The organism is Salinivibrio siamensis, from assembly GCF_001996005.1.
Lineage (GTDB): Bacteria > Pseudomonadota > Gammaproteobacteria > Enterobacterales > Vibrionaceae > Salinivibrio > Salinivibrio siamensis.
In genome coordinates this window covers 60,698-75,715 of the sequence record NZ_MUFB01000016.1, presented here as the reverse complement: position 1 = coordinate 75,715, position 15,018 = coordinate 60,698, and the positions used below count along the sequence as shown (strand labels likewise).

The 15,018-nt window shown below is 50.7% G+C and carries 10 protein-coding genes, 1 tRNA gene and 2 pseudogenes; 3 read left to right on the top strand and 10 right to left on the bottom strand.

Annotated features, from left to right (window positions below; translation table 11 throughout):
- Nucleotides 1–12 precede the first annotated feature (12 nt).
- Nucleotides 13–393: a hypothetical protein gene (locus tag BZG73_RS09930; RefSeq protein ID WP_131826191.1), complete on the bottom strand. Its 381-nt coding sequence runs from the start codon at nt 391–393 to the stop codon at nt 13–15.
- Between the two features lie 271 nt (nt 394–664).
- Between BZG73_RS09930 and BZG73_RS09925 the strand changes: the two are divergent.
- Nucleotides 665–1,502: pseudogene (locus BZG73_RS09925) on the top strand (IS110 family RNA-guided transposase); the annotation flags it as partial.
- A 610-nt stretch (nt 1,503–2,112) separates the two neighbouring features.
- Here BZG73_RS09925 and BZG73_RS09920 read toward each other — a convergent pair.
- The 4 genes from BZG73_RS09920 to BZG73_RS09905 all read right to left on the bottom strand — a co-directional run bounded on the left by BZG73_RS09920 (nt 2,113) and on the right by BZG73_RS09905 (nt 4,725).
- Entirely contained in the window at nt 2,113–3,360 is a 1,248-nt protein-coding gene (locus BZG73_RS09920; protein ID WP_077668206.1) for a hypothetical protein, read from the bottom strand.
- Between the two features lie 89 nt (nt 3,361–3,449).
- Nucleotides 3,450–3,815 carry a nuclear transport factor 2 family protein gene (locus tag BZG73_RS09915; protein ID WP_077668205.1) on the bottom strand — a complete coding sequence of 122 codons (366 nt, stop codon included), beginning with the start codon at nt 3,813–3,815 and terminating at the stop codon, nt 3,450–3,452.
- A gap of 64 nt (nt 3,816–3,879) precedes the next feature.
- Nucleotides 3,880–4,242: a hypothetical protein gene (locus BZG73_RS09910; RefSeq protein WP_077668204.1), complete on the bottom strand. Its 363-nt coding sequence runs from the start codon at nt 4,240–4,242 to the stop codon at nt 3,880–3,882.
- 93 nt (nt 4,243–4,335) lie between these two features.
- Nucleotides 4,336–4,725, bottom strand: coding sequence for a hypothetical protein (locus BZG73_RS09905; RefSeq protein WP_131826190.1), 390 nt, complete (start codon nt 4,723–4,725; stop codon nt 4,336–4,338).
- A 335-nt stretch (nt 4,726–5,060) separates the two neighbouring features.
- Between BZG73_RS09905 and BZG73_RS16375 the strand changes: the two are divergent.
- Nucleotides 5,061–5,559, top strand: a pseudogene (locus tag BZG73_RS16375) (phage integrase N-terminal SAM-like domain-containing protein).
- Between the two features lie 195 nt (nt 5,560–5,754).
- Here the strand turns inward: BZG73_RS16375 and BZG73_RS09890 are convergent.
- From BZG73_RS09890 to BZG73_RS09875, 4 genes are all read right to left on the bottom strand, one after another.
- A tRNA-Ser gene (locus BZG73_RS09890) sits at nt 5,755–5,845 on the bottom strand.
- A 139-nt stretch (nt 5,846–5,984) separates the two neighbouring features.
- Complete coding sequence (gene fabV, locus BZG73_RS09885) at nt 5,985–7,187, bottom strand: enoyl-ACP reductase FabV (protein WP_046073466.1); 1,203 nt, start codon at nt 7,185–7,187, stop codon at nt 5,985–5,987.
- Between the two features lie 212 nt (nt 7,188–7,399).
- Nucleotides 7,400–9,700 carry an acyl-CoA dehydrogenase gene (locus BZG73_RS09880; RefSeq protein ID WP_077668202.1) on the bottom strand — a complete coding sequence of 767 codons (2,301 nt, stop codon included), beginning with the start codon at nt 9,698–9,700 and terminating at the stop codon, nt 7,400–7,402.
- A gap of 166 nt (nt 9,701–9,866) precedes the next feature.
- Nucleotides 9,867–10,553: a TetR/AcrR family transcriptional regulator gene (locus BZG73_RS09875; RefSeq protein ID WP_077668201.1), complete on the bottom strand. Its 687-nt coding sequence runs from the start codon at nt 10,551–10,553 to the stop codon at nt 9,867–9,869.
- A gap of 499 nt (nt 10,554–11,052) precedes the next feature.
- Between BZG73_RS09875 and BZG73_RS09870 the strand changes: the two genes are divergently transcribed.
- Nucleotides 11,053–13,767: a DUF2339 domain-containing protein gene (locus tag BZG73_RS09870; RefSeq protein ID WP_077668200.1), complete on the top strand. Its 2,715-nt coding sequence runs from the start codon at nt 11,053–11,055 to the stop codon at nt 13,765–13,767.
- A 330-nt stretch (nt 13,768–14,097) separates the two neighbouring features.
- On the opposite strand, the gene BZG73_RS09865 is transcribed toward BZG73_RS09870, so the two are convergent.
- Nucleotides 14,098–14,952: an NAD(P)H-binding protein gene (locus BZG73_RS09865; RefSeq protein ID WP_077668199.1), complete on the bottom strand. Its 855-nt coding sequence runs from the start codon at nt 14,950–14,952 to the stop codon at nt 14,098–14,100.
- Nucleotides 14,953–15,018 lie beyond the last annotated feature (66 nt).

Sequence of the window (15,018 nt, the reverse complement as noted above, 5' to 3'; positions counted from 1 at the left end):
TGCAGCCGATTGTTATGATTTTACTATACCAACCTTAATTGCAAACTCTCTCAGTCGCTTTTCGTCGTCGAAGATGTTATCAAAATCCATTTTCACAAAGCCGGTAAACTCGGTAGCGGTTGGTTCGATTAAGCTTGATAGCAAGTTTCTCATCTTCATCATCCAAGCATGGTTTGTCATAGTAGATGAGTAATTAAACTTGCCTTCTCCAAAACCAATAAAAGAGGGTAAAAAATGTTCGTAGGCATCAAGAGAGTACCGAATGAAGACAGAGTACTCTCCCAGCTCGTCTTTAACATTTTTGTATGTGGCGTCATCCAAATAGCTGGAAAGATCAGCTAATTTGCTTAAATCATGTCCGGTCTTCTTTACCAATCTATAGATTTCTTCCATGTTTTCACTTTTGTGGGAAAGAAATATATGAGATTTCAAAATGCACTCAAAACCCATTAAGAGCTCTACAAAGCACTTAAACCTTTTAGTTTTAGAGTACTCCTCGTACAGAATATCAAACCGGTCTAAAAAGTCGGTGGCATCCGTAAAGAAATGGAATGCTAAATCATTCCTAAGACTAGTTTTTCGAACCTGCACTAAAGCCCCCTAAAATCATAACGAATGACATGGATTCCCCCTCTTGAAGATCTGCCACACTTAGGTGCGGCCTAGAGAATTCAACAAGCTCGGTCACGATACCCGTATCATGGCCGCAAAGTACGTCGGTCCTTATCGCACAAAAGGAAAAAATGACCTGAACGATGCCGTTGCCATTTGTGACGCTGTTCAGCGTCCAAACAGCCGGTTCATTCCTGTTAAGTCACCCGAACGCCAAGCGATTCTCGCGACTCATCGTGTACGTGAGCATTGGGTCAATGAACGTACCGCCCTCATTAATCGTATTCGTGCATTACTGGCAGAGTTCGGCATTATTATTCCAACGGGACGAGCCGCCATTCACAGAGAGGTACCACTCATTCTCGAGGCAGCAGAGAATGGCCTGCCTGATATTGCTCGTGCTGTMGTGGCAGATTGTTTTGACCACCTACAAACACTTAATCAGCGTATCGCCGATACCGAGCAGTGTTTCKATATGGTTACCAAGGCCAGTCCTAATGCCCAGCGTATTCTTAATGTTCGCGGCATTGGCCCACAAACAGCAACGGCGATTATCGCCACTATCGGAAAAGGCGAACAGTTTGATTCCGGTAGAGATTTTGCTGCTTGGCTTGGATTAGTGCCCAAACAGTACTCAACCGGMGGAAAGCCTCGATTAGGTCGTATTAGTAAACGAGGAGATAAATATCTCAGAACACTCTTAGTGCATGGCGCGAGAGCCGTCATCACGAACCTAGGCGATAAGCAAGATAGGCTCAGTGTTTTGGGGGCGAAATGTCCTTGAGCGACGTGGCATGAATCGCGCCATTGTCGCTCTCGCAGCCAAAAATGCACGCATTGTGTGGGCGTTATTGCACCATCAAACGGATTATCAAGACTACGCGGCCTAACTCGTCGCTGTCGTAAGGAGAAATACACCAACCGGGTCATTGCACACGCAAGTTGATGAGTATCGGTGAAGACCATTTGCAGAGAGCCTGTTAATGCGGCGGGCACCTTGATGCCTTCTAACGAATTAGGCACTGCAACCGCGCAATGTCATCAGGGCCATGACGTGAGTCAGTAAAAGGCCGAATGTAGAGCGGCAGTCCAAACCAAACTCAATACGCTTCGCGGATGCTTGACGAACGGGGGAAYCCATGTAGCCCAATTAAGATGTGAGCCACGCTACCACGACACTCAACTTGGACGCCGTAAACACTAAATTTGACCCAAACCAAAAATGCCAAGCGTGGGGAATCCCTCTNTATCGGTGAAGACCATTTGCAGAGAGCCTGTTAATGCGGCGGGCACCTTGATGCCTTCTAACGAATTAGGCACTGCAACCGCGCAATGTCATCAGGGCCATGACGTGAGTCAGTAAAAGGCCGAATGTAGAGCGGCAGTCCAAACCAAACTCAATACGCTTCGCGGATGCTTGACGAACGGGGGAATCCATGTAGCCCGCATTTGCGGATGGTTTGGAGCGCAGCGGAAAACCATTCCGACAACATGCGCTTGTTATGACTCATTGCCCGAAACAAGGATATCATCTGGGAGCAAAGATACTATCCATCTAATGATAGCCTCTCTAGTTATTTGAAAGCATGCTCGATGAATCGCATCTCTGTGAGTGTTTTCTGCGTCCATTAACGGATCAAAGTAATATGTTCGGGAAAACTCACCATTTGGGAATTCGCCTGAGTGAAAGTGGGCTGAACGGACTGACCCATACAGGTAATTCAACAAATCATCAATATCGCTATATGAGCAAACATGCTTTCGCATAAAATCGCTGAAATTACCGCCAGGATCTTCAGTCTTACAAATAGCCTCAACTGCTGCGACTCGATAGGCAAGACCTACAGACGGAAATGACCTGCCGCATGTAGCTGCCACTTGATATAGTCGAGCGCCACGATCGAATGCTTCTCTTATTTTTGGTTCAGCGCTATCGATTCCTCTTAATATTTTTCTTGTTTCAGGAGGGAGACTCATTAATTCACCCATTACCCGATATTGTGCTGATAGTCTCCCTTCGTACTTCCCCAACTGACATACGGAAGACTTCTTTGGCATCTTATCCAGATTAGTCTCTTTTATTGCGAAACCTAGCTGCAATCGCTCACTGGTCAACCCAGCGCCATCTTCCGGATTTTTTATTACCCATCTATGTGCATTATCGGGTTGATATAATGCTGTATTGAGTAGAAGCGACATTCTTGACGCATGACGCCGCGCCGATTCCTCTGCAATTGATGTGGCGTGCATATCATCAATAGCTTCAATCTCTTGATCAATGCTGATAATTCTTTCAGCATTCATAAGATGGGGATTAGGATCATTTGGGTAAGCTGGTGCAAACCTAAACCCGGGAAGCCAATACTCCCCATCCAGTTGCTCTCCAATATAGAAGAAAAAATTACGTTTAAAATATTTCTTCTTTCTTTCAGAGATCACAGAAGATAAAACGGATGAGATCAGTGCATGGGCAGATATCTTCCATCCTGTCTCATTATCTCCCGCCTGGTTAGGAAAAACAGAAACCCTATCCAGCATGCCATCCGGACGAATCGTTACCTTCCAAACAAGGTCCACTTCACCTGAATCTAACTTTGTTTTCCCGGCGACTGCGGTTTCAAAATTTCCGTCTTCGGCGACACCAGACGATCCTCCAAACGAACCCATTCTTTCTCGAAGTGAGGAATTCAAATAATCGAGAAACTCACGTTGTCGTGGTCCCGGAGGGAGCTCAACTTTTATATCCATAGTTTCTCTACTTATTGTCATAACGCTGAGCGCACCGGTGGCCTTTACAGAGCGAAGCGGCGTAAAGGACATCCGCGTGACGCGTATTGTTAAATGGCACCGGGTACTACGGTAGATTGGTGATGCAGCATTCGCCAACGCCCATTTTGTTTTACCCAAATAGAGCTTCGATAGGCTAACTCCCGAGCTGATTTCACCGACCTATACGTAACCAAAATATGCTCATCTCCCAACGATTTGAACTCAAAATCACTGAGCTGATATGTGGCGATGCTCGGAGTGTCGGTGCTATCTACTACGTCCCGCTTACGGATCACCATTCCTGAGCTACCGAACTCAAGAAAATCATCTGACAGTAGTTCCTGAAGACGAGCAGCATTCTTTTGCGTGCTGGGATCTACCAGCTCCTTTTCTAAAGATTCGATTTCTTGGAAGGCATCCATTTCTGATTCCATTTAACGCCTTGGGTAAGCTGCCGGGACGGAGTGCAGCGTAGTATCGGTCAGCTTCACCCACTTGTTAAGGCTTCATCCCAAGGAGTTCAGAGACTTCCATGTTGATACGCTCAATCTTAATCCCGGCCTCGTAGATTTCTTCGGTGTCCCAGTTTTCGGGCTCAAGCCAATAGCTGCTTTTCTCTCCTAGACGCCGTGCCAAATCGGGGCCAAATTCGCGAGCGTGAACGCCGGCAATAGACCAGAGATCTGATAGCTCGTGTTCTTTTTCAATTGAACGTTCTGCACCCCTATCACGAAGCGCCAAATATTGCTTTGTTTCTTGTAGGGCCTGCCGAATCGCCATTAGCGCCTGATCCTGCTGATCCCGCTTGTAGTGGCGCTCATCACGAAAATAATTCAGCAGTTCCGTTAACCCTTTAAGCATCCATTTTCCTTGTAGCCTTAACGCCCGCAGCATGCGCGGCTTTGTAGTGTCGGCGTAGCCGCAACGGAAAGGCCGTCGCCGTGGCTGCGATTGTTATATTTTCGCAAGCAAATCTCCGTACCCACAGATTACAGTTCCCACAATGGCCAATAAAGCTCCCAAATAACCTGCAATTTGATCAATGAGAATTTGCCTTTCGTAGGCGATGTCTTCTTGGAAGCGTTCAACCTCTATCATGTTTCGCCCATTCTCAGGATCTTCAAATGAACCAACAACCTTACCGATGCTTATCCCATTGTGAGGGGCACCACCAACACCAGAGACTCCCATCCTGAAGATGCTTCGGTAACTCAGAATCGCACCAGCCAGAACAACAAATGCACCTGATCGCTGAAACCACGTGTAGGAATCACTTCCCCAATCAACAAAGAGAGAAACAACAGAGATAGAAATGCTCAGAATTGCGTAAATAAAAACTCTCATGTTCCCAGCTACTTCAAAATATAACATTGTATTAGTGCGCGTGCTCGATTTGTCAAAACCGTTATACGCGTCATTTTTTAACTAACTACCTATAATTAAACACATTTTTAAAGCTTGAAGCAATCACCTTGTCTGCAAAAGTGTGCATGCCGCCTATCCCGGACAATGCGTTCACACTATCCTCAAAGGCGAAGTTATAACCGTCTGATTATATTGAACTAAAGTTTTCTCTTTCGGCGATAATGTGAATGTGCCTCGAAAAAGCGTGCACACTATTTGGCTTTCTCTACCAATAAGCTGTATGAATAAACAGTCTTAGATGGAGGGAAAGGATCATGACCAAAAGCCCGTTTATGGCAAGCCTTCAGCATGAGATTAGGCGACGAGACTATGCGATCAAAACTGAGAAGAGTTACCTATACTGGGTGCGCCGGTTTATCCTTTTCCATCATAAGCAACATCCGACAGAGCTCAGTGACGAGGATGTAAAAACGTTTCTGTCTTATTTGGCGAATGCGCAGCAAGTTTCACCGAACACACAAAAGGTTGCCCTTAATGCACTGGCCTTCCTATACAACCAGTTTTTAAACCAACCGCTAGGTAAGATTGCGTAAAGCCTTAAACCGTGCGGTGCAAAAGGCCGGCATCACCCATAAGCACGTTACCTGTCATACGTTTCGCCATAGCTTTGCCACACAGATGCTTTTGGCGGGTTACGATATTCGCACCATTCAAACCTTATAGGACCATACCGATCTCTCTACCACGCAGATCTATACCCATGTGATCGGGCAACAATTTGCGGGCACGACAAGCCCAATGGATTTGCTTTAACGCCCACACTACCGCCGTTGGTTAGCGGCGTCCAAAAAGCCATGTAAGAGGCAGAAATATTGAGGGTTAGCGTACCAGAGTGCAGAATAGCTGTTTAGACAGAATCGCCTAAAATGTTGGCGGGGTCAGAGTTTAGAAATTTACGGGAGTATAAACGCAAAAAAGCCGCTGACTAAGCAGCGGCTTTTCGGTATGTGGCGGAGAGATAGGGATTTGAACCCTAGAAGGGCTATTAACCCTTGCCGGTTTTCAAGACCGGTGCTTTCAACCACTCAGCCATCTCTCCGGAACGCGGCGTATATTATTGGGTTGGGATTGGCTTGTAAAGCAAAAAACCATGAGTTGGGGTGCGTTTGGTTAGCTTTCAGCCAATAAAAAAGAGGCCAGCGTTTGGCTGACCTCTTTTGGGTGTTTGCTAGGCGGTTTTAGATGTTTTCGACATCAAATTCCACTACCGGGCTCACGTCTGCGTCGTAGTCTACGCCTTCAACGCCAAAGCCAAATAGCTTCAAGAACTCAGCTTTGTATTCGTTGTAGTCGGTCAGCTCAGTGAGGTTCTCTGTGGTGATCTGTGGCCACAGGTCGCGACAGTGCTGCTGAATGTCTTCGCGCAGCTCTAGGTCGTCTAAACGCAAGCGACGCTCGCTATCTACCTCTGGCTCGCTGCCATCGGCTTGATACAGGCGCTGAGTAAACATGCGATAGATTTGCTCCATGCAGCCCTCATGGACGCCTTCTTCGCGCATTTTCTTGAACACCATGGCGATATAAAGCGGCATCACCGGGATCGCTGAGCTGGCTTGGGTGACCACACTTTTGAGTACCGCCACGTTGGCGCTACCACCTTTGGCGGCAAGTGTTTGGTTTAGCGCGTTGGCAGCACGGTCTAAGTCCATTTTCGCTTTACCTAGCGCGCCTTCCCAGTAGATTGGCCAGGTAAGCTCTGTACCAATGTAGCTGTAAGCGACAGTTTTGCAGCCTTCAGCAAGGACACCGGCGTCATTAAGGGCGTTGATCCAAAGCTCCCAGTCTTCGCCGCCCATCACGGTGACGGTATCTTGGATTTCTTGCTCGGTGGCAGGCTCTACGCTCGCTTCGATAAGTTGGTCTTTGTTGGTATCGACGGCGGTTGAGGTGTAGGTCTCACCGATAGGTTTCAGTGACGAGCGCACTAGCTCGCCACTGTCAGGTAGCTTACGCACTGGCGAAGCCAGTGAATAGACAACCATATCGATTTGCCCCAAATCTTGTTTGATCAAATCAATGGTTTTTTGCTTGGCTTCATGCGAGAAAGCATCGCCGTTCAGGCTTTTTGAATACAGGCCTTCTTGCTTGGCAAACTTGTCGAATGCGGCTGAGTTGTACCAGCCTGCGGTGCCAGGCTTTTTCTCGGTGCCTGGTTTTTCAAAGAACACGCCAATGGTTGCGGCGCCGCCGCCAAAGGCTGCCGCAATGCGTGAGGACAAGCCATAGCCGCTGGAGGCACCCACAACCAGTACACGCTTAGGCGCATTCGCAATCGGGCCTTGCGCTTTGGTGTAGTCAATTTGCTCTTTTACGTTGGCTTCACAACCAACAGGATGTGTCGTCGTACAGATAAATCCACGAATTTTAGGTTTGATGATCATATTCAACGTCCCTCACAAAATTGAGGCTAAGGATAAATACTAACGCCTGCCTATGCATCCCCTTTTACGGAAAAAGGGCAAAAATACCCAGTGGTTGGAGGTGTTGCAGGCAAGAATAGTGGGCAAGATCTCAGCACTGTGGCCCCAAGTGTCAGCGCCAATAAAAAAGCGCCTGCGAGGTGCAGACGCTTTTTCGCGCAAGTTAGCGACCTTTATGCCGCTTTGCTTGGATTGGGCTTGGCAATGGCACCGCCTTCTAACTGGCTGGAGGTAAACCATTCGGCTTTAAAGTCATCCACTTGTACCGCATAAGCACGCAGTGCATCAGCCTCTAGCAGTTTGTCACGCGCCTCGGCAGTAATGAGATTTTGCTCAACCGCTTGTTGCGAGCGATCCGCCAAGCTGGCTTTGCCATCAATCTGCTTGGCTTTCACCGCTTTGATCAAGGCTTTTTCGGTGTCACGACACGCCCACATTGCGGTAAACGCACGCTCCATCACCGCCACCGGATCGTCGGCTTTGTCGCCCACATAGCATAAGTGCGTCCAACGATCGCGCTCTGCGCTCGGTGTCATTAACTGCTCGGCAATCTGATTAAGCAGCTTGTCAGAGGGCATTTTGTAGTGCAGGCCGAGCGGGAACAAGAGCACACGTAGGCTGCGGCCCACCCCTTTGGCAGGGAAGTTATTAAAGGCCCCATCAAACGCTTTGGCACACTGGGCTAGGCAATATTGCAGCGCATAGTGCACCATCGGCAGATCTTGGCTCGGACGGCCTTCATCTTCGTAGSGCTTCAACGTTGCCGACGCCATATAAAGATGGCTCAGAACATCCCCCAGACGCGCGGACAGCATTTCTCGGCGTTTCAGCTCACCGCCAAGAGACAACATCGCGACATCGGTGGTCACCGCCAGTGCACGACTCATGCGGGTAAGGTGACGATAGTATTTGGCCGTCTCGCCACTCACCGGCGCGCGGTTGGTCAGCGATCCGGTCAGCGCGTTGACCAGCCCCATCACACTGTTTTTAGTGGCATGGCCAATGTGTTTAAACAGCAATTTATCAAACGCTTGGGCGCCGGCCTCTTGGTCTGGGTTCGCCGCGGCTTCCATCTCTTTAAGCACGTAAGGATGGCAACGGGTCGCCCCCTGACCAAAGATCATTAGGTTGCGGGTAAGAATATTCGCGCCTTCCACCGTGATTGCCACCGGAATGCCAAAGTAATGATGGCCGATGTAGTTTAGGGGTCCCAACTGAATCGCACGACCCGCGTGCACATCCATCGAGTCATTCAAGATGGTGCGCGCAATTTCGGTCATGTGATATTTGGAAATCGCGGTGATGATCGCCGGTTTTTCTCCCTGATCAAGCGCGGTGGTGGTCAGGGTGCGGGTCGATTCAATTAAGTAGTTCAACCCGCCCATGCGGCCTAGGGCTTCTGCTACCCCTTCAAAGCGGCCAATGTGCATACCAAATTGTTTACGCACATAACTGTAAGCGCCTGTGGTACGGGTGGCGAGATGCCCTACCGCCGTCCCCAGTGCGGGTAACGAGATCCCTCGACCGGCTGATAGGCACTCCACCAGCATACGCCAACCGCGGCCAACGTAGTCTTTGCCGCCGATGACCCAATCAATCGGGATAAAGACATCCTCGCCCTTAGTGGTGCCGTTCATAAATGCCATGTTGAGCGGATTGTGACGATCGCCAATTTCAACGCCAGGGTGGTCTGCGGGGACCAGGGCACAGGTGATGCCAAGCTCTTTTTTGTCACCCAGCAGGCCGTCTGGATCGCCCAGTTTAAACGCCAAGCCCACCACGGTCGCCACGGGGGCCAGAGTAATGTAGCGTTTGTTCCAGCTTAAGCGGATCCCCAGCACTTGTTCACCATTGTGTTCACCCATGCACACCACGCCGCGGTCTGGAATACTCCCAGCATCGGAGCCTGCTTCTGGGCCAGTTAAGCCAAAGCACGGCACTTCACGGCCATCGGCCAAGCGTGGCAGCCAGTAGTCGCGCTGGTCTTGGGTACCATAATGGGTCAGCAGTTCACCCGGCCCCAGYGAGTTAGGCACCATCACGGTCACCGCTGCGCTTAAGCTACGGGTGGCAATGCGCGATACGATGGTAGAGTTGGCAAGCGCCGAGAACGCGAGGCCACCGTATTCTTTGGGAATGATTAGCGAGAAAAAGCGCTCTTTTTTCAGATAATCCCAGACTTCTTCCGGCAGATCTTTTTGCTCTTGGACAATTTTAAAATCATCCAAAATCGCCAGGAGGGTTTCTAGCTGGTTATCGATAAACGATTGCTCTTCCGCGCTTAACCCCGGCTTGCCATATTGGTGCAAGGTTTTCCAGTTCGGCGATCCGGAAAACAGTTCACCGTCCCACCACACACTGCCGGCTTCCATCGCTTCACGCTCAGTGGCGGATAACGGTGGCAGCACTTTTTTGAAGAAAGTAAACGCTTTATCACTCACCAGTGAACGACGTAATGAAGTTTGAGAGCTCATGATTCAGGTCCTTTTGTTGATCATGGTTGCACTCTTTTTACTGTTATTGTGCGACCAGAACGGGTTTTTACATTGCACTTCACGCACCGTGATACACCTGTCGCTGCGCTGAGTGGTTCAAATAAGCGGGACGCACCGCATCCTCGCTTGATGTGTTTTGATTGCCCTACTCCGCTTGTGACTCCGTCGCGAAGGCGAGCACTTGCCCCTGCTGTGCCATTGCCGCGGGTTTGGCGTTCATCCCTGCTGCTAGATACGGAATTAAGCGGTCAACGATCGCTTCAGTATCAAGGGTGCGACCAAAATCGTTTTCGGCAATATCACGCAACGCTTCGCTGGACGCCATGGTGAAAATGGCCGCCCCAAGGGTGAAGTGTAAATGCCAAAACACCGCCTCTGACGTCAGTGCGGGGTTGGCTTTGCGTACCGCTTGGTTAAACAGCGATAGCACGTGTTCGTAACGGGTGGTGATAAACCAACGTAAATGGCCTTGTACATCGGTATAACCGCGGCCAATCAGTTGCATAAAGGTGGCTGCACCATGTGGCCGATACGCATCAAGCGCAAGCACTGGCTGTTTTGCGCATAAGAACACTTGTTCCATCGTGCAATCTGGTCGCACTAAGAGCGCTTGCAGCTGCTCACCGAGCGCTGGCATAAACGCTTCGAGGTAGCGTCCGAGCACGGCACGCACCAGTGATTTTTTGTCGCCAAAGTGATAGTTCACTGAGGCAAGGTTAACGCCAGCCTTGCTGGTAATCGTGCGTAACGACGTTTCTTTAAACCCGTGCTCGGCGAAGAGCTGCTCCGCGGCATCCAGAATTTTTGCTTTGGTGTCGCCTCGTCCTGCCATTGTTCATTCACCTGTATTAAACGCTTGTTTAACTTTATACCCAGACATGGATTTTAACAAGCCTGAAACACACACGCATCGCATGAGTAACATCACATTATTGAGTGATTTCGCCGAGACAGCGACCAGGTGGGTTTATACCCGCGTTTGCTGCATGACCGTATATTGTTTGGTAAATCATGATGACGTTTTGCGCGCTTGGCTGACTATGTAACGCGTTGAATAAAAATGGTTAAGCAGCCAGCTCTGCCACGCTCTCAGCCATGGCTGTGCTTTTTTTGAACAAAAGTGGGAACCCATTCGCATTTCTGGTAGTCACACCTTGTGCCACTGCTTTTTCTAGAAGACTTTTCTTCTATGCCCACTCGCCGTTTGCTTGTGGGCTTTTTTATGCACTTGCTCCCAAGTTTTGACTTTTCTTGTCGCGATTACGCCAATTCATTCGGCCTCGCTGTACAGTGTGCACGCATTTAGTGACAACGGGCTTGGTTAACGCGATATGGAATCCTTACTCCTCTTAGTGTTTGTCGCCAGTTTGGTGATGCTTATTGGTGGTATTTGTGGCCTCTCGGCCCTATTCAAAGTCAACGCACTCAATCGAGAGCTCTCGGAAGTGCGCCATACCCTTTCCCAGTTGCAATCGAAAGCGGACGCTGACGCGGTGCCGACGTCCACTCAAGCCAACCTCACGGCTGAGGCTCACACAGAGCCGGTTGAAGCTGGCCGCGATACAGACGCGGCTATGGTATCGCGTGATAGCCACCCATTAACGCAGGAAGCGCTTGCCACATCGACCCAGCATGCGCCATCTAACACTGAGCCCAGTGTTGCAGAGCCGGTCGCAACCAACGCCGCCCATACCGCCTCTGACGCGCAATCATCAGGCGATAACCGTCATCGTCTCGCTTGGCTTGAGCGCGCGAAGCAACAGTGGCTGGTTTGGAGTGGCGCCGGTATTTTTACCCTCGGCGGGCTTTTCTTAATTTCCTACCTGATCAGTGAAGGTTATTTTCCTCCGTTAGCCCGCCTTGGCTTGGGAGCGCTGTTTGGCGTCGGCTTGATTGTTGGCAGTGAATGGCTGCACGATAAGTTGCGCCGGTATACGCAAATTGATTGGCCGAGCTATGTGCCGGCTGCGATTGCGAGCGCGGGCTTTATCAGCTTGTTTGGCCTGACCTTGATGGCGGCGACGCCCTATCAGTTTATTTCCGAGCCAGTCGCCGTCGTGATGCTGGCGCTGATCTCGCTCGCTGCCACCTTCTACGGGCTTAGATTTGGTCCGTTACTGACCGTGGTCGGGCTCATCGGGGCGTATGGCGCGCCATTGTTCTCTACCAGTGCCACCCCCAGCTACGGATTGCTCGCCAGTTATTTCTTGCTCGTCGCTGCCGCCATCACCTATGTGGCTCAGCGCGTCGAGCGCCGATGGCTATGGTATAGCTTGTGGGGGGTGCACCTTGCTTGGCTGTTTGCTTTTGCGCATTTTTCGGTGCCATTGCTTATCGTTACCGGGTTTGCCCTCGGCTCTGTGTACCTATTAGTCGCGGTACCAACGTTGGGGTGGTTACTCAAACCAACATCTGACGCGCCACTGTCTTGGCGCACCCTTGTCGATATTCGAGCTTGGCATCATCACGCACTCGACACTTGGCTGATGCTGGCAATAATGTTTATTGCCTCTACTGCAGCGTTTTCTTTACCGTTTACGGTCGGGATGCCATTGATGGCCGTGTTGGTGGCATGGCTTTATCTCGCGCCGCTTTTCTCCGCACGCTGGGATGCGTGGCCGGTGCTGGGCTTAGCTTGGGTCGCCCTCTGGTTATGGTTCGGTGATCTTGCCCGCGACCCGCTTGCYCAGCAGGTTGGCTTGGGGATGGGTGTCATTACCCTGCTCTATGGCTTAGCCCTAGGTAAACGGTCACCGCAACGTATCCATTTCATCTGGCTAGCGTGCCTGGCCACGCCCTTCATGGTGAGCCTTAATGCGAAGGTGACAGGCGCGTTTTGGGGCGGAACGCTTGCGTACGCGTCTAGCGCACCGTTATGGGCGGCTTGCCTCGTCGGTGGCGGCGCGGTGTTAGCGGCCTTTACTCGTCATTTTAAAGGTACCGATCAGGCCCATGTTCTGGCTCGATTGAGCCTGTGGTGTGGCGTCAATGCCCACCTGGCGCTCGCGTTAACGTTGCTGCTGAGCGATTACGCTCTGACCTTGGCCTTGACCGCGCAAGCAGTGGTGATGCTTTGGCTCACCCATCAATACCGGATAGCGCTCGCCAATTGGGTGATCCAAGCACTGCTCAGCGTGGTGCTCGCGCGCGCGACCTTGTTATTGCTCTCCACCCATCATATGGCATCACTGCCAGACACATTATGGCTTTATCCGTCGCTTGGGCTGCTGATTTATGTTGGTCAGCGCTGGGTCCAAAACCACACACTGCCCGCTTGGCTCACTGGCGCACAACTGCAACTCGCCGCGCTGTGGCTCACAAGTGCAACACTGTGGCTATGTGATCTTCAAGGGCTGACCAGCGTGATGCACTCGGTTTCTGGCGCGGTGGTCATGAGCATGAACTGGTTATTATTGGCGTGTGTGTATCTTTATCGTGCTCGCGCCGCGCAGACGTTCGCGTTTTTGTACCGTATCGGCGGCATCGCCCTCTTAGTCTTAAGTGCACTCACCCAATTTATTCTCTTTTTCGAGCATAACCCATACGTTGAGAAGGTCTCGATTGGTGACTCGCCACTTGCCAGTTTACTCTGGCCTTGGTGGGGCGTTCCTTTGCTCGCGTGTGTGTGGTTAGCGAAATGGGGATATCCATCGCTACCCTTGCCAAAAGCCCGAGTGCAAACAGCGGCCAGCACCTGTGCCGCGGTGTTTGTTTTTTTGCTGGTTAACGGTTTGATCCGTCAGACTTGGCAAGGCGATACCATTGCCCTGTCGCAATTGACCTCACATGCAGAGCTGTATACCTACTCATTGGTATGGTTGGCAATAGGGAGTTTGAGCTTGCTGGGTGGCTACTGGCAGCAATCGGTACGGGTGCAGCAAGGCGCAATGGCGGTGTTGGCGCTAGTGATCCTAAAAGTGTTCCTGGTTGATATGGCAAGTTTAGAGGGGCTGATGCGAGCATTGTCCTTTATTGGCCTTGGGCTTTGCTTGGTGGCGTTGGGTGGATTGTTCCAATGGCTCAAGCAACGGCAATGGGCCGCCTAGCCCGACGTCGGTGACACGCTAGGCCATCTCACGCTATTGCAATACCTGTGTTGCAATAGAGTGGGATAGCGGCATTAATTGCCGCCATTTATGAGACAAGCGTCACATCTACATCGCCTATTGATTAAATATCACGACTTTTTTTAATTTGTAGGAACTTCTTTAAATTCGCCCAGTCCTAATGGGTGCATCGGTAAGAAATGCCTTATCCCCCTCAGAACGTGAGGGAGCATGATTCATCTTTCTTTCCGACCTGCTGCTGCTTTTTCTACTTACTTTAGAGTTTGTTTGTCTCTACCTTTATTTTTGCCCACCTTGTGTGGGCTTTTTTTATTTTGGGGCTGGGTCGTCCGAAGTCACCTGACCATCTGCGATCATTTGATACGGTGAGGCATAACGTAAGTTAAGTCCCAGTTGCGATAGCGTCTGCGAGGCATCAATCCATTTACCATCGCCTGCACTTGGCTGATACTCAGGCGGTGTTAACCCCATTTCACGCGCTGCCCAGCCGTAGTACACACTTTTCGCTGGGTGCAGCTCCGCGCACAGATGAAAGGTGTGACCCCATTGACGCTGATGGATAATCGCACTGATCGCCGCCATCACATCACTGCGGTGGATCAAGTTTACCGGCTCATTGCCGCCTGATAAGCCTTGTCGACCCGCGAGCATGGTTGAAGGATGACGCGCACCGCCAATCAACCCCGCGAGCCGCATGATTGTTCCTTTCTCTCCATACGTTTCGCGCAGATGCGCTTCGATATGTTCGTGTGCTTTGCCCGACGCCGTGGTGGCGGCGGTCGCGGTGTGCTCGGTCACCTGCCCTTGAAGCTCCCCATATACTGAAGTGGTGCTGATAAAGAGCACATGCTCAACGCCTGCTTGGGCCAGGCGGTCGATAAACGCGCACATGGCATCGCGGTATGCATCAAAGTCGGCGTGACGACGCCCCGCCGCGATATTGATCACCACGATGTCAGTCTCGAGCAATGCCGCCGCTGATTGATAATCCGGCGCCATCACATCAAACGGCACCACGGTGGTCGCCAGCGTCTCGCTCAATGCTTGCGCCGAGGCTGACTCACGTTTGGTCCCCACCACGTGGTGTCCAGCGCCAAGTAGGTGTGACGCCAGCGGTTGGCCCAACCAACCACATCCACAAATTCCAACTTTCAATCCTGACACACGCGCTCCTTATGATTACCTAGGGTTACGTAATTATTTTTCAATGTAATGGTTAACACCACCCAA

What these genes read in the sequence shown, in the direction of transcription:
- BZG73_RS09930 (WP_131826191.1), bottom strand. Translation starts at nt 393, where the DNA reads ATGGAAGAAATCTATAGATTGGTAAAGAAGACCGGACATGATTTAAGC.
- BZG73_RS09920 (WP_077668206.1), bottom strand. Translation starts at nt 3,360, where the DNA reads ATGGATATAAAAGTTGAGCTCCCTCCGGGACCACGACAACGTGAGTTT.
- BZG73_RS09915 (WP_077668205.1), bottom strand. Translation starts at nt 3,815, where the DNA reads ATGGAATCAGAAATGGATGCCTTCCAAGAAATCGAATCTTTAGAAAAG.
- BZG73_RS09910 (WP_077668204.1), bottom strand. Translation starts at nt 4,242, where the DNA reads ATGCTTAAAGGGTTAACGGAACTGCTGAATTATTTTCGTGATGAGCGC.
- BZG73_RS09905 (WP_131826190.1), bottom strand. Translation starts at nt 4,725, where the DNA reads ATGAGAGTTTTTATTTACGCAATTCTGAGCATTTCTATCTCTGTTGTT.
- fabV (WP_046073466.1), bottom strand. Translation starts at nt 7,187, where the DNA reads ATGATCATCAAACCTAAAATTCGTGGATTTATCTGTACGACGACACAT.
- BZG73_RS09875 (WP_077668201.1), bottom strand. Translation starts at nt 10,553, where the DNA reads ATGGCAGGACGAGGCGACACCAAAGCAAAAATTCTGGATGCCGCGGAG.